This window comes from Pedobacter sp. AK013 (assembly GCF_014205835.1).
Lineage (GTDB): Bacteria > Bacteroidota > Bacteroidia > Sphingobacteriales > Sphingobacteriaceae > Pedobacter.
In genome coordinates, this window is the sequence record NZ_JACHCQ010000027.1 from 1 (window position 1) to 14532 (window position 14532).

Below are 14532 nucleotides of genomic sequence, written 5' to 3' on the forward strand. Positions count from 1 at the left end.
TAGCCAGGCCACTACCTTTGCCTACAACGAGCGTGGCTGGATGAAGAACAGTACCTCCGATCAGTTCAGTATGGAATTGAAATATAACGATGGTACCCTTGCGCAGTTCAATGGCAATATCTCTGGCCAGAGTTATACCAACGGTACGGCCAATACATTCAGTTATAGTTACGACAGGCTGAACCGTTTGACCAATGCCACAGCAGGCAACAACCTTGGCGAAGCCATTAGTTACGATATAATGGGCAATATTGCCAGTTTAACCCGAGATGGTTTTAGTACCAACAGCTATACCGGTTATGATGGTAACCGATTAACAGCTATCAATGGTTTTATCAACAGCAGTTATGGTTACGATGCCAATGGCAACCTCACCAGCGATAGCCAGAAGAACATCACTCTGGGATACAACTTCCTTAATCTGCCGCAAACGATAAGTGGGAGTCAGAATTTAAGCTATACTTACAGTGCTGCTGGCGAAAAACTACAAAAACAGGCAGGTGGTACTACCACTAATTATATTGATGGTATCCAGTATACGAATAACAGCATTGATTTTATTCAGACGGAAGAAGGGATTGCAAGAAACAGTTCAGGAAATTACAGCTATGAATATAATCTAAGTGATCATTTGGGCAATATAAGGGTTACTTTTTATAAAAACCCCAATACAAACCAGTTAGAGGTATTGCAGCGTGATGATTACTATGCATTTGGCTTAAGAAAAGTTGCAACTGGGGGAACAAATAAATATCTTTACAATGGCAAGGAGTTGCAGGAAGAGTTGGGACAGTATGATTACGGTGCTAGGTTCTATGACCCGGTGATTGGGAGGTGGAATGTGGTGGATCCGTTGGCGGAATCTGATCGAATGACAACACCATATGCTTATGCCTTTGATAACCCAATACGCCATACAGATCCAGATGGAATGTTCGGTGAAGATGTTGTGGAAGATCTTGATGGGCCAAAGCCAAAACCAAAACAGACAGCATCAGTGCCTGGAGTGTTAACTGTTGGAGGAACAATTCTAAAAACATTAGCGACAGCAATTGAAGGTGTAGAAATTGTAGGAACGGCAGTATCAACTGCAGTTGCAGGTGTTGTTGTAGGTGTTTTTCTGCCTCAAAATGGTAATGATAGCGGTGTTGATGATATAAACAATTGGAATCTTAAACCGGTACTTCCACCCCCAATAATCCCTAAAAGCGCAGAAAAGGAAACGAAAGTTGATAAAAGTGTCAAGAATAAACTAGAACCAGACAAAGATGCTGAAGGCGATCATTCGGCACTCAAAAGGGATAAAGATGGAAAGATTACCGGAACAGCTACATACGAAAGGAATACTAAAAATCCGACCGGATGGGATGAGAAGAAAAGAGTAGATGTTGAGGGAAAACCTCACTATGATAAAAAAAGTGGTAAAAGCATTCCGACACCGCATGTAAAAGAGGGGAAAAATGTTAGGCCAGCAAAACCAGATGAACTACCTAAACAATAAAAATGGAAATATTAAAATGGCTTACAGATTGGTATAAATCAAACTGTGATGGAGATTGGGAACATAGCTATGGTGTTAAGATAGATACCCTGGATAATCCAGGATGGTTTGTTAATATAGATTTAATTGATACCAAACAAGATGGAAAAATGATTTCTATAAAAGTTGAGAATACTGATGATGATTGGTATTCAATTAAATCAGATGGGAGTGTTTTTGAAGCCTATGGTGATTTTAGTAAACTACCCTTTTTAATATCAAAATTCAAAGAATTTGTAGAGTCCACAAATGTTCCCTAAGCTGGCGTACGCGTGTCGCGTGTGCGAAATGCCATAATTATAGCGCAAGCCCAGCAATATAAAATTTGTTGGGCTTGCTGTTTTATTTAGCGAAAGCTTTTTGGTCTTGGAGTTCTGTATGTAGGTATCGATTACGTTGAACAGGACAGATTGTGTATCTGCATCCATCACCTTATAATTATGGTTTTGATATCCGATTAATTTACTGATCCGTATGGGATGTGGCCAGACCCGATGTTTGGTTCGCTTCTTCCTAGCTTGTTCGTTGCAGTGTCAGCTAAAGTACAATTAATTGTTAATCATGTTAGCAATACCGCTCTGAAAATGGAGAAGCCTCAAAGTACATGGACGGGGCAAGATATTTTAAGAGTTGGGGCTGGAGGAAAAGCTGAACATAAGTTAGCTGGAGCAAAGGTTGAAGCAGGGGTTAGTTCAGCAATAAACTCAAAGAAGAGACTTGTTACTGGAGCTGGAGTTTCTGGAGAAATAAAGAATGTTGTAAAAGGAGAATTATCTGGTAAAGTCTATCAAGATCAAACGACTGGCGAAACAAAATTTGAAGGAAAAGCCGATCTTAAGATTGGAAAAGCAAATGAACGCAAGGTCATTCAACCAAGCGAGGAACGTACAATTACAGGAGATGGTGTTTCTGTAACGGGGAATGTTAAAGAACTTGGGCGCACCTTTTCGGATGCTGTTGATGGAGTGAAAAAATATAAAGGCAGAGGTCGATGATATCAAAAAAACAATTAAATATGGAAGCAATTAATAAATTAAATAATATCCGGTATCTGTCTGATAATCAGTGGTATTTATAGTTTGTTTTTTTTAGGCATTGTCTTAATTCAAAATAATATTGATGGCATTTTTTGGATATCGATGCCCTTATGTATAGGTGCTGTAGTGATAACAATTATAAACAACTATAAAATACTTAAGTCATTATCAAGAATAAACAAGAATAATCTTTTGATAAATATTGTTATAATGGCACTTCAAGTTATAAATGTTTCTTTAAATGGATTCCAGTTTAAATATAACCAAGGCTTGGAAATTGTTGTTTATGCGAATATGGAAAATATAAGTAGAAAAGTTAACTGTGGTGCTTATGTTTCAAACTTTAATTACTTTTTAAATGAAAAGTTTATAGAATCAGATTATTCAGTCATTGGTTTAAATCTGTTAGCTCTGGCTTTATTCTTGTTTTACCTATATCAGTATAAGGCAAAACTAGCAGTGGACTTTGGAGTATCTTGAACACTAACCTTCACTGGTACATGCTTGTGGCGTTGAGAAATGAATTACATCAAAGTCTAGCAGTTTAAAACTGTTGGACTTCGTTATTTCTGTAGGAGTTCGAGTTTAAGCAATCCGGCTTTTATTGCTCCATAAATACGGGAATGTAGTTTAGTGAGTTCGGTAATCTTGATGTCCTCGGTAAAACGTTGGGGGACAAGCTATTTTAGTGGTAATAATGACTTTGGAGATGCTGCTCCGAGCAATTTAGGAGCTATCTGTTCGTAGTCTTGAGCCTGAGAGTAAAGAGTAAGGAGACTACGTACCAATTAATAGAAGAGCATTTTGGGTTGAGGAAAGTGCCCGTTGCCAAAGCTGGGCTTAACAAGTATCTTTACAATGGTAAGGAGTTGGGGCAGTATGATTACGGCGCTAGGTTCTATGATCCGGTGATTGGAAGGTGGAATGTAATAGACCCGCTGGTGGAGAAGATGAGAAGGTATTCTCCTTATACTTTTGTATTCAATAACCCGATTAGGTTTGTGGATCCCGATGGAATGGAAGGTACAGATTGGGTGATGGGTAAGAATAAAAAACCTTATTGGGACGAAAAAGCCACTTCTCAAGAAACAACAAAAGCAGGCGAAACATATCTAGGTAAATCGGTTCAATATGAAACTAAAGAAGGATATGGTGTAAGCTTAAACCCAGATAAAAGCTGGAACTATCAACTTGCAGATGTGACTGATAAAACACCTGTTGGTTCTAGATGGAGTGATTTTCAAAGTGCCCTTGGTGGTATGCTTCCAGCGCTTAAAGCAGCAGAGGTTGGAGGAGAAATAGGTGCTGCATTTGCCTCGGGAGGTATTGCTGCAGGAGAGATTGGCGGGAGCTACCTTTTGGGACAGGCTGCCAGAAGGGCTGACTTGTTAAGCTCTCTATCCGAAATCAGTTTTTCTACAGGAAGAACTGTCGCCACAACACTTACAGAACAACTATCTATGGCTGAAGTAACATCCAATCCTACAATAGGAAAAGTAGTAATGAACTCTATGAAAGACACAAGATGGTTAGGCTGGGATAAAATGCAATACACTCATGAAGCATTGGATGGTGGCAAAACAACGATTCATTATGTAGGTAAATGGATTGATGGTGTACTAAAGGCTGTTGATGACTTTAAATTTATGGGGAAATGAAAGTAAAATGTATATATAACACAGGCATGGATTTACGCTCTTATGAGAATAAACCTATGTTGGATGAACAATTGGGACGATTTGGTGCAAGCGGACTTTCTCAATATGGAGAGATAAGTATTGGTAAAGAGTATTTTGTAATGGGCATTGTTGTTTTCGAAACCTACCAAGCTTATTTAATTGATGACGGATTAATTTCTGTCTGTCCTTGTCAATTGTTTGATATAATTGATGCAAAGGTAAGTGCTAATTGGGATGTTAGAACGATTGAGAAAGATGAAAATATTTATCCCTATATACAAATGATGATTGGTTATCCTGAATTTTGTTCTGATAAAATGGCTTATGAAAAATTAATTGTAGAAAAAGAGGAAGAAGCACAACGAATTTACTTTAGGAGAAAAATTGAATTGGAGCGAGAGTTGTTAGACAAATGGGAATGACCCTATTTAGTCTTAGCGAGACGCTAAGACTAAATGTAACTTAGATAACAAAGCCTGGCAGTTTAAAAGCTTGCCGGGCTTTGTTATTTCTGTAGGTGTCCAAGTTTGATTAGCCTTGCTTTGATGGCTCCATAGGTTCTGGAGTGTAGTTTGGCGAGTTGTGTAATCTTGGTGCCTTCTGCAAAGCGTTGGGAAAGCAATTCATCTCCTTGTTCACTCCAGGCTAAACCTTGATTTCCTTTTTCGTTTACGGTTTAAGCAATAAAAAGCGTTTTGAATGTTCAAAGTATTACCGCTGATTCTCATTTTTTGGACATTATAAGCGGGCATTCTTTGAACCAAATTATTGCATTTTTATTTATCTCGATCGGTATAACATAAATTCCCCTTAATATAAATGTTTTGGGCATACGTTTTCATACCGAGTTTATTTATTGTATTTTTTGTCATTTTATGAATTCCTTTCCTTTTGAACTCTACTTATTGGGCAATTTGATTTAATTGACTCGGCGATAACTTTTTTTTATATGGGTTATAGTAGATTCGCGCTAAATTTTGTTCAAAAGTATTCCAAGATGATATATTCAAGAAATAGAAGGCTGAGAGTAAACGAATCTATGAGAAGTCTGGTAAAAGAATGCACGCTTACCACCAATGATTTTGTGATGCCGATTTTCGTAATGGAAGGCGAAAATAAGCAAGAACCGATCCTGTCTATGCCTGGAATTTTCAGGAGAAGCATCGATCTGACGGTTAAGGAGTGTAAGGAGTTGTTTGCTTTGGGCATAAAAGCAGTAAATCTTTATATGAAGGTTTCGGATGACTTGAAAGACAATACAGGCAAAGAGGCATGGAATAAAGACGGACTAATGCAGAATACCATCAGGGCCATCAAAGACGCAGTTCCTGAAATCATCATCATGTCTGATGTGGCACTTGATCCGTATTCGATGTATGGCCATGATGGAATTATTGAAAATGGGAAGATCGTAAATGACGCCACCAATGAGGCATTGGCTAGGATGTCTGTTTCACACGCAGAAGCAGGCGCTGACGTTGTGGCGCCCAGCGATATGATGGACGGGAGGGTTAAGATTATCCGCGAGGCACTTGAAGAAAATGGATTTATCAACGTCGGTATACTGAGCTATGCGGCAAAGTATGCCAGCTCATTCTACGGACCGTTTAGAAGTGCCCTGGACAGCGCTCCAAAAGACGACATGGAAATTCCGAAAGATAAAAAGACCTATCAGATGGACTTCCACAATTCTAGGGAAGCCATGAACGAAGTGTTTAAAGACATTGAAGAAGGAGCGGACATCATTATGATCAAACCGGGACTTCCTTACCTTGATATTGTTACTAAAGTTCGTGAAGCGATTGACCTTCCAGTTGCGGTATATAACGTAAGTGGGGAATATGCGATGGTAAAAGCCGCCGCAAAGGAAGGATGGCTGGATAATGATAAAACGATCATTGAAAGTTTAACCTGCATCAAAAGAGCTGGAGCAGACATGATTTTTACTTATTTCGCCAAAGAAGCCGCCATGATTCTAAACAGATAGTTAGCAAAGCTGGCTAGCTACATCATGAGGAATGAAGCTAACACCCCCGGTCAAATTGTTAATTGCATTAAAACTGCTGGCTGGGCAGCTAAACTTATAAAGGTGTTTTACTGCATCCCTCTGGATTTTGCGTATTCTTCCCTTGCATTTTTAAGTTCATCAGCATGTTTAGCAATCCAAAACCAAAGCGGAGTAACCTGCACCAATAAGCCCCTTCCTAAAGATGTGAGTTCATATTCAACTTTTGGTGGAACTTCGGCATATACAGCTCTTGAAACCAGACCGTCTCTTTCCAATTCCCGCAAACATTTAGTTAACATCCGCTGACTAATTCCATTAACATGGCTTTCTAAATTTGAAAAGCGCATTTTGCCATCTATTCCCCAAGCGTGAATCACAAACAACGACCATTTATTACCGATATGACTCAATATATCACCTTTAAGCTCATCCTGATCTTTGTTCAGGACTTTGCAGATATCAGACCAAGCTGCTGTGATTTCGGCATCTGTCATCAGTCTTTCCATATATTATAAATCATATTATTGATGTATAAAGATATGTCTTTCTGACAAATGGGCTTGTATAGATAAGGTGATTTTTGGTTATTCTCTCCCAAGCTATGTTAAATATTTGTAATTATTATAATCAATGAGGTTCAAAATCAAAAAACTAACACGCAGGTTAGTAACCCACACGCAGCTGCCTCATTGATTCCGCAGACTGCACGCATTAACTTTGTTCAAAATACAGGACCTAATTTTAGCAGTTTACATGAGGGGTCCGAAATTTAAATGACTTGAAAATGGAAAAGACATCAATATTAATTTTAGGAGCGGGTGAATTAGGTATGCCTGTCATTCTAAATCTGGCAAAAAAAACTAAGGATTACAGTAGTGTAATGGTTACGGTTCTGTTGAGAGAAGCGACAATTCATTCTGAAGATACCGATAAAAAAAAGAATATCACAGAGATTAGGGAAGCGGGAGTGGAATTGCTTGCGGGTGACCTTTCTGCTCCATCTTCTGAACTTATTGCTATTTTCAAAAACTACGATGCCATTGTTTCCTGCACAGGTTATGGAAGTGGTGCCGGGGGCTTTCAGCTTAAATTGGCAAATGCTGTGCTGGATGCCGGGGTTAAAAGATATTTCCCTTGGCAATTTGGAGTGGATTTTGAAGTTATAGGACGAGGAAGCGCGCAGGATCTCTTTGATGAACAGCTTGATGTAAGGGAGCTTTTGAGGTCGCAAACGCTCACAAAATGGGTCATTATTTCAACTGGGATGTTTACTAGTTATCTTTTTGAACCTTTCTTTGGTGTTTTGGATATGGAAAAAAAGGCAATAAATGCTATTGGCGGCTGGGATACTGCAGTTACAGTAACCACACCAGAAGATATCGGTAAGTTAACGGCTGAGATATTTTTTGCAGAACCACCTATTGAGAATGAGATCGTGTATATAGGCGGTGACACGATTACCTATGAGCAATTAGCTGATATTGCAGAGGAGTTGTCAGGACAAAAGTATGAGCGTACGCTTTCTGATATGACAGAGATAACTAATGATCTTAAAAATGATCCCACTAACTTTGTTAAAAAGTACCGTTCAATATTCGGAGCAGGCCGAGGCGTCTCCTGGCCGATGGAAACAACCTTTAATTTAAAAAATGGTATCACCACAACTTCTGCCAAACAATGGGCAAGAGATAATATTGACTGGAAATCTATGAACAAATAGTGTAGCTGTCGGATTTTTGGTGCGAGAATTATGTCTTATATTATTTTGGAAGTATCATAGGAAATTGTTCCTTTACTTTAAAGATCAATAGTGAAATTTTTTACAGTTGCCAACTTTTTGTTCCATTATAATCTGGTCAAGGTGGTTTAATTAAAAATCACCTTGAATTTAGCCTTGGGCTTAAATGATTTTTTCCCTTTTCCAAATCTTCGATTATAAGCGCTTATGGCAATTATTTGCTGCATTTAAGCAAAAGCTCATCTGCAGTTTTATAATCAAGGTTTGTATTTGAGTCCAGTCGGTACATGCTCCTTTAAATTGCCAGTGCATGTTTGTAGACTTCCTGGCAGTCTAGGTTTTCTAAGTCGTCTGTATTAACTTTAGCGCGAGAAGAAATTGTAAAAAGAAATGGCAGCAGCTCCAAAAATTAGTACTTATCATTTTCTCCCATATAAATATGGTTCGGAACTGTTATTGGATATTGGACGTATTGAAACATTGAATCATTATGTATTAGATCGTACGTTACATCAACTTAGTTTTTACGAAATTATTTTCATCGAAAAAGGAGCGGGCACTTTTACATTAGACGAAAATAAGACATCAATAACACCACGAACTATCATTTTCACAAGTCCCGGACAGGTGCGCTGTTGGGAAATTGAGCAGGATGTAAGTGGTTATGTATTGTTCTTTGAAAAAGACTTTCTCCATCTTTTTTTTTCAGACGAACTATTCCTATATCGGTTTCAATATTTTCATCAATATTCACGCCCAAACGATATGCAGCTATCCGAGATGCCATTTGTAAAATGTTTGGAGCTTTTATATGGAATAGAAGGAGAGTTCGGACAGCTTCAGAATGATAGCAATCATTTGATCAGGGCACTTTTATATCAATTGCTTGTACTGCTCAATCGATATTATGCGGGTGTCTACAACGTTCAAAGAGATACTTTTGTTCATCCAGATTTTTATAGGTTTCGATCTTTGCTGGAGAAGAAATTTGCGAATGACCAGCGTGTTGAAGCCTATACAAAAATGCTTAATGTCAGCTCAGGATTCCTTAATAAAATCTGCAGGCAATTTAGCGGATTATCTGCTCAACAAATGATCCACTACAAGCTGATTTCAGAAATAAAGAAACAACTTTATCAAAACAAATCTGCAAAAGAGATTTCCTACGCGTTTGGTTTTTCAGACCCGTCTAATTTTAACCGTTTCTTCAAAAAATTTACAGGTACCACACCTCAGGAATACCGAAGGAAGATTTAAATGACCATTTTAAAGGTAAAATGACCATTTTAATAGGATAGGCATGTTCTAATTTTACAAAAAAAGAACATGATAAAATATACATTTAGTCTTCTCCTATTCATAATAAGCGTACTGGTTGCACAGGCAGAACAATTATATGTTAACCCTCAGGCCGGTAATGACACAAACTCAGGAATAAAGACACATCCCCTAAAGACAATTATTGAGGCAGCTAAGCGCGTAAACTTAAACAAAGAGCAGGGAGCGACCACAATCTTCCTATCAGCAGGTGTACACTTGCTAACCCAAACCGTTGTATTCAACAATGACAAGTATACCTTTAAAAACCGTCTTGTCATTTGTGCGGATGTTATGCCTGACGATGCAGACTGGACCCCTCAAAAAATGCCTGTTGTGGTAACAGCAGTACCGCTTGTACCAGGTGTTGGCGGAGAGGAATCGAAAGGCATACAACCAGAGGTTAATCATGTGACCATTGAAGGCCTGAGATTTACCGGCAGTCCGGATTACACCTATATAGATGGAAATAATTTACGTCGTTCCTATCCAATATGGCGTGATGGAAAAAGATTGGACGATTTACTTGTGACACAATGCCTGTTTGCCGGAGATGTTGATGTATTGCCATTACATGTGGGGGTTATAGCCAATGGTTATGGCCTGGTTATCGATCATTGTGTTTTCTTCAACTGTAAAATTCCAGTTGTTTTTTGGAAAAACGATGGTGAGGCTGGCAGTCGTAGTGCAATGCGTTATTCGCTGGTATATGGGGGCTATTTCTGTGGCGTTTGGACTACCCTGGGTACCAATGGAGACGATTTCGACTTTCACCATAACATCATAGCAAACACCACTACCATATGGATCAGAGAAAAAGGAAGTAAAATCCGATATAAAGTTTCTGATTGCATTTTTACCAACTATACCAAACTGGCAGGATACGGAAGTGGCCCGTTAAGCGACAGTAATGCAACTTCGACAGATTTTCTGGAAATGAAAAACGTACAAACTACCGGAACTGTAAAAATTGAAAAAGATCAGCGTAAACGCAATTACCTGCAATTAGCAGAAGGTTCGATAGGTTCGAACATACAGGCAGGACTTTTTAAAAAGAACCGATAGTTTAAATTAATCATGAATACACAGAAAATCATCAAGATCGGTAGTCAAATTTATATTGGTCTTTCAATTTTCAGTATAGCTTATGTTAGTGTTTTGTCGGTATATAGTCCTCAGGCAACTATGGATTTGGTCGCTACGCGATTATCTAATACAGATGCAATAAGTTCTATAAGAGGTATATACGGTGGCGTTGGTTTAGTGATCTGCTTTTCTTTAGTTTACCTTTTATTAAACGACGTAAAAAAAGCACTCATTTTCCTTTCACTGTTTTGGCTAGCCTATTCTATCTCTAGATTGATAACAATTTTAGTTGATGGCCCTTTGGGCGAATTTGGTTTGCAATGGTTAGTGATAGAGTCTACCTTAGGCATTTTGGCTTTAGTGTTATTACTGCTTTATAGGCGCTTTAGATAATGGGTTAACATGCTTCTACTACAAATGAAAAACAATTAAATAATAACAAATTTTAAATGAAAAACAATTATGAAATCAATCTCGAAAAAATCTTTATTAACAGTTATGGTCATATCACTAGGTATTTTGTTTTTAGCATCGTGTAAGAAGCCTAACGATAACCCAGATAACAATAAAATTTCAATGAAAATAACTGTTACAGTAACTGGAGCTAATCAAAATGATCAGGTAGATTTTCAGGTAAGTGCCGGAAACCACGATGCCAGTCAGTACGGGGCTCCTGTTTGGAAAATAAATGGCACATCACAAGGTAATCAAGACAATATTATTATAGATGAGGGAGGTTTTACAGGCACCACAAAAACTTATGTGTTCGAAACCGTAAAACCATTTGATTTTGGTGAATTGAGCATTAATGTTGTTAATTTAGAAGGTGGGCCAATAACTGCTAGCTATAAAACCGAAGTTAATGGTAAGGTAGAGACGAATGAAAATGTGGTGGTTGCAGTAGATCAATCTTACAGTAAAATGTTCACATATAGATCAAATAAATAAGTCTAACTGATAAATTCGGCTCATCGATTAAAAGGGTTTGTAGCATAAATCATGACCAGGTGCCTTTTTGCCTTTGTTTTTGGTTGATTTTTAACCTTATAAGTTTTGTGTATTTCAGTAAAAGAACGGGAAACTACTTTTTAGCGGGATTGAAAAACAACCCTTATCATACTAGTTGTAAACAAGAATTTTTTAAAATCAAATATCTTATGAAGATACTCATGTTCGTTACCACATTTTTTTTCTCTTGTACCTGCGTTTCTGCCATTGAAACAAAAATAATAATAAGAGCAAAAGCAAAAGATGCAAAGTTCATCGGTAGCTCTCTCGGCGGTGCTTACGTAATCATCAGGAACAAGGTAAATCAACAGATTTTAGCTGAGGGTAAGACCACTGGCAGCACGGGTAATACAGATCTGATCATGAAAGGACCAAAAATGAGAGGAAGTTCCATTGTAGATGCCCAAACAGCGGGTTTCCTGGCGAATATTGATATTGACGAACCCACATTCATTAACATCGAGGTGGTCTCTCCAATTAATCATAAACAAGCTCAAGCAAAAGTAAGCACAGAGTTATGGTTAATTCCCGGACGGGATATTTTAGGAGAAGGAATTATTTTAGAAATACCGGGGTTTATTATCGACATATTGAAACCGCGAACCCACCAATATATAGCCCTGAATGCCATTAAAGATAAGCTACTCGAAATTCAGGCTAATGTTGTAATGATGTGCGGATGCGTTATTGATAAAGGTGGGATTTGGAATGCTGATGAAATCGAGGTGAAAGGCATACTTAAAAAAGACGGAAAATATATTAAGGACATTAAAATGTCATTAATCTTGACAAATCTATTTGAGGGCAGTTACCTAATTGACGCTGCCGGAAACTACGAACTGATCTTGTATGCTTATCATGAAAAAACAGGTAATACAGGTGTTGATAAGGTAAACTATGTGATTTATGAGTAGCGAAAGATTATTCAGGCCTGTAAAAATCTAATTAGTTTTGTTGGGGCATCTTGTTTATTAACAAGATTCAATAGTTTCTGCAAAACGTTTAAATGAATTTTTTCCCCTTTTCAAATCCTCAATTATAGGCCCAATAAGCAATAAAAAGCGATTTAACTGTTCAAAGTATTCCTGCTGATCGGTATACAAGCAGATAGAGTGTATTTTCTGACACCCCATCTGCTTTTTTTGTTTTTTACTGTGCTGTTAATCTGGTAAACAGGTAAAAATGTTTCGTTCGTTTTTACCGTTCCATTATCAACCTCACCTGCATCTTTTAGACTGGTATCCTTTAGTGCTGCCGCTAGTTTATCTAACCTTTTTCCAGCCTTTTATACCTCGTAAATAAATCAAACATATATTGAGCAAGTTGTTGAAAACGAAGAAAAACTGTATTCATTATTTCACGCTGCAACAATTGGCCATTTTTGCAGTCTTATGGTTTTAGACTAAATATGATACGCAGCTATTTCTCATTTCTTTTGATATTTCTGATTCTATTATTCTCGTCCGGTGTTTTTGCTTTTACCTATGGTGAGCATAAAAGGCTGGGAGACGAGGCTTTCTTGCATTTTCGTAGCGCTATGGCCGGTCTTTCCGGAGGTGATTTCTTTTTCAATTCACTCACTGCGCGAGAAAGTCAGGTATTTGGTTTTCTTTCGCCGAAGGGTGGTAACACAATCAGTTACGGGGTGCTGAACGGATTGAGCGGGGATCATGAAGACGACCCCTTGCTTTTGGAAAAAGCGCTGACAGACAAAGCCTCGATTGTGCAGCAGATCATCAGTATGCATGAGGAATTTATCGCTAAGGGTTTTTCTGCTGCGCCGGATAGCAAATTGGCCGGTCTGAACTTTAGGTATGCGCTATTGGCTATGGTTAATATGTCTCATTTTTATGTATACGGAAAAGACCTGCACAGTCAATTGAACAGTTTTGACCCAAGCTGGATCAAGAAACTACAGGACCCTTCAAAGACCAAAGAACTTTTTAAAAAACTGAGCCGTACTAATGCATTGACCATCTACACTACGGTTCACTTATTGGCTGTGGATCTGGCACGCGAAGCAGGAGAAATAAAAGCTACCGATCCGCCGAAAGCGGAAACTTTGATTCGCCATGCCGTGCTGTTCAATGGTTTTGCAGATCATTTCTTAGAAGATGCCTTTTCTTCAGGGCATTTGGTGGTAAACAGGAGTCCTTTGGCTTCTTTTACGAATAATAAGGCATTGCATGATTTTTATTCTGCGCACGGAAGTGTAGTGGTTAACAGGCAAGGAGAGGTATGGAGGGCTTACGGTGATGGAAAGTTGGATCAAAGTGAACCAGACAGGATCGTTTTGGCTGTGGCCCTGTCTTTGCAGGAAGTGTTTGAAGCCTACGCTGGCGCTAAGCCATTGAAAATGGATACCCAATCGCTGCTTGATGGGATAAAGCCTTTATCCCTGATCCCAATTCCCTATAATACCGATTTGAAAAAAGGGGTACTTGCCGATAGCTTGATAAACACAGAAGCGGAAAAAGCCAGCCAGATCTTGCCCCTACGTAATTTCGTGCGAAGCCGCGTAGGAAACTCTATGGTGTTTGGTTTCAATTCCAGGGCTTTTCGAGGACAGTATTTAGATGGCGGGGAGTTTAGGCTAAAGTTTGGCCTCTTTGGACAACGTTATGAATACAATAACCAAGGAACTAAACGCGGTATGCTGGACAGATGGAATGGCTATACGCTAAGTTATGGTTTTGGAACAGTTGGCAGGTTTGCAGAAAAAGACTACAGGAGCGATGTGTATTTGTTAAAAGGAGGGATCAGGAGTAATTTTGACTATTGGATTTCTGATAGCCGTTTTTTGGGGTTTACGAGTTATATGGAGGCTGGTTTGCAGTTTTCTAATGGCAAAAGCTCACCGGTTTTTGTACCTTCGGCTGGCCTCCAGTTGGGACCATTGTTCAAGGTCAATTACTACAATATGCCCCTGTGGTTGAGGATTCCTGCACAGTTATTTTTACCACTGGAGGTCAGAATAGGGAGCGTTATAGATGGAAAGTCTAAGCCTGCTTTTTTCTCGGGGCTAGACCTAACTTATGCTTTTTAATATTCCACTCCTACAATTTTATATTGTTCACTATCAGGGTGTTATTGGATGTGTATTTTGGGCGGGACGGCAA

15 protein-coding genes are annotated in these 14532 nt (G+C 38.6%); 14 read left to right on the forward strand and 1 reads right to left on the reverse strand.

The annotated features are described in order from the left end of the window. The 7 genes from HDC90_RS17370 to hemB form a co-directional block, all read left to right on the forward strand. Window positions 1–1501, forward strand: a 1501-nt coding sequence (locus HDC90_RS17370) for an RHS repeat domain-containing protein (RefSeq protein WP_221451883.1), incomplete at its 5' end; no start/stop codon positions are given. 2 nt (window positions 1502–1503) lie between these two features. Then, window positions 1504–1800 carry an immunity 53 family protein gene (locus HDC90_RS17375; RefSeq protein ID WP_184468635.1) on the forward strand — a complete coding sequence of 99 codons (297 nt, stop codon included), beginning with the start codon at window positions 1504–1506 and terminating at the stop codon, window positions 1798–1800. Between the two features lie 219 nt (window positions 1801–2019). Further along, window positions 2020–2535, forward strand: coding sequence for a hypothetical protein (locus tag HDC90_RS17380; RefSeq protein ID WP_184468637.1), 516 nt, complete (start codon window positions 2020–2022; stop codon window positions 2533–2535). 252 nt (window positions 2536–2787) lie between these two features. Then, window positions 2788–3057 carry a hypothetical protein gene (locus tag HDC90_RS17385; RefSeq protein ID WP_184468639.1) on the forward strand — a complete coding sequence of 90 codons (270 nt, stop codon included), beginning with the start codon at window positions 2788–2790 and terminating at the stop codon, window positions 3055–3057. Window positions 3058–3326: 269 nt separating this feature from the next. Further along, window positions 3327–4235, forward strand: coding sequence for an RHS repeat-associated core domain-containing protein (locus HDC90_RS25770; RefSeq protein ID WP_370576643.1), 909 nt, complete (start codon window positions 3327–3329; stop codon window positions 4233–4235). Further along, a complete protein-coding gene (locus HDC90_RS17395) occupies window positions 4232–4678 on the forward strand; it encodes a hypothetical protein (protein WP_184468641.1) in 447 nt (148 codons plus the stop codon). Before HDC90_RS25770 ends, HDC90_RS17395 begins: the two co-directional genes overlap by 4 nt. A gap of 575 nt (window positions 4679–5253) precedes the next feature. Then, window positions 5254–6243, forward strand: coding sequence for a porphobilinogen synthase (gene hemB / locus HDC90_RS17400; protein WP_184468643.1), 990 nt, complete (start codon window positions 5254–5256; stop codon window positions 6241–6243). A gap of 107 nt (window positions 6244–6350) precedes the next feature. Here the strand turns inward: hemB and HDC90_RS17405 are convergent, their stop codons facing one another. Further along, window positions 6351–6770, reverse strand: a complete 420-nt coding sequence (locus HDC90_RS17405) for a helix-turn-helix domain-containing protein (RefSeq protein ID WP_304622238.1) — start codon at window positions 6768–6770, stop codon at window positions 6351–6353. Between the two features lie 278 nt (window positions 6771–7048). Between HDC90_RS17405 and HDC90_RS17410 the strand changes: the two genes are divergently transcribed. From HDC90_RS17410 to HDC90_RS17440, 7 genes are all read left to right on the forward strand, one after another. Then, entirely contained in the window at window positions 7049–7984 is a 936-nt protein-coding gene (locus HDC90_RS17410) for an aromatic alcohol reductase (RefSeq protein WP_184468645.1), read from the forward strand. Between the two features lie 408 nt (window positions 7985–8392). Next, the gene (locus HDC90_RS17415) at window positions 8393–9259 is read left to right on the forward strand and encodes a helix-turn-helix transcriptional regulator (RefSeq protein WP_184468647.1); all 867 of its coding nucleotides are present in this window, start codon (window positions 8393–8395) and stop codon (window positions 9257–9259) included. Window positions 9260–9328: 69 nt separating this feature from the next. Beyond that, window positions 9329–10384, forward strand: a complete 1056-nt coding sequence (locus HDC90_RS17420) for a hypothetical protein (protein WP_184468649.1) — start codon at window positions 9329–9331, stop codon at window positions 10382–10384. A 12-nt stretch (window positions 10385–10396) separates the two neighbouring features. After that, on the forward strand, window positions 10397–10798 hold the full coding sequence (locus HDC90_RS17425) for a DUF4345 domain-containing protein (RefSeq protein ID WP_184468651.1): 402 nt from the start codon (window positions 10397–10399) through the stop codon (window positions 10796–10798). Window positions 10799–10867: 69 nt separating this feature from the next. Next, window positions 10868–11353, forward strand: coding sequence for a hypothetical protein (locus HDC90_RS17430; protein WP_184468653.1), 486 nt, complete (start codon window positions 10868–10870; stop codon window positions 11351–11353). Window positions 11354–11562: 209 nt separating this feature from the next. Continuing rightward, window positions 11563–12327, forward strand: a complete 765-nt coding sequence (locus tag HDC90_RS17435) for a hypothetical protein (protein ID WP_184468655.1) — start codon at window positions 11563–11565, stop codon at window positions 12325–12327. 494 nt (window positions 12328–12821) lie between these two features. Continuing rightward, window positions 12822–14459 carry a hypothetical protein gene (locus HDC90_RS17440; protein ID WP_184468657.1) on the forward strand — a complete coding sequence of 546 codons (1638 nt, stop codon included), beginning with the start codon at window positions 12822–12824 and terminating at the stop codon, window positions 14457–14459. Window positions 14460–14532: the final 73 nt, after the last annotated feature.

Coding starts and splice junctions, on each gene's coding strand:
- HDC90_RS17420 (WP_184468649.1), top strand. CDS start 9,329: ATGATAAAATATACATTTAGTCTTCTCCTATTCATAATAAGCGTACTG.
- HDC90_RS17410 (WP_184468645.1), top strand. CDS start 7,049: ATGGAAAAGACATCAATATTAATTTTAGGAGCGGGTGAATTAGGTATG.
- HDC90_RS17440 (WP_184468657.1), top strand. CDS start 12,822: ATGATACGCAGCTATTTCTCATTTCTTTTGATATTTCTGATTCTATTA.
- HDC90_RS17385 (WP_184468639.1), top strand. CDS start 2,788: ATGGCACTTCAAGTTATAAATGTTTCTTTAAATGGATTCCAGTTTAAA.
- HDC90_RS17415 (WP_184468647.1), top strand. CDS start 8,393: ATGGCAGCAGCTCCAAAAATTAGTACTTATCATTTTCTCCCATATAAA.
- HDC90_RS17425 (WP_184468651.1), top strand. CDS start 10,397: ATGAATACACAGAAAATCATCAAGATCGGTAGTCAAATTTATATTGGT.
- HDC90_RS17395 (WP_184468641.1), top strand. CDS start 4,232: ATGAAAGTAAAATGTATATATAACACAGGCATGGATTTACGCTCTTAT.
- HDC90_RS17405 (WP_304622238.1), bottom strand. CDS start 6,770: ATGGAAAGACTGATGACAGATGCCGAAATCACAGCAGCTTGGTCTGAT.
- HDC90_RS17435 (WP_184468655.1), top strand. CDS start 11,563: ATGAAGATACTCATGTTCGTTACCACATTTTTTTTCTCTTGTACCTGC.
- HDC90_RS17380 (WP_184468637.1), top strand. CDS start 2,020: ATGTGGCCAGACCCGATGTTTGGTTCGCTTCTTCCTAGCTTGTTCGTT.
- HDC90_RS17430 (WP_184468653.1), top strand. CDS start 10,868: ATGAAATCAATCTCGAAAAAATCTTTATTAACAGTTATGGTCATATCA.
- HDC90_RS17375 (WP_184468635.1), top strand. CDS start 1,504: ATGGAAATATTAAAATGGCTTACAGATTGGTATAAATCAAACTGTGAT.
- hemB (WP_184468643.1), top strand. CDS start 5,254: ATGATATATTCAAGAAATAGAAGGCTGAGAGTAAACGAATCTATGAGA.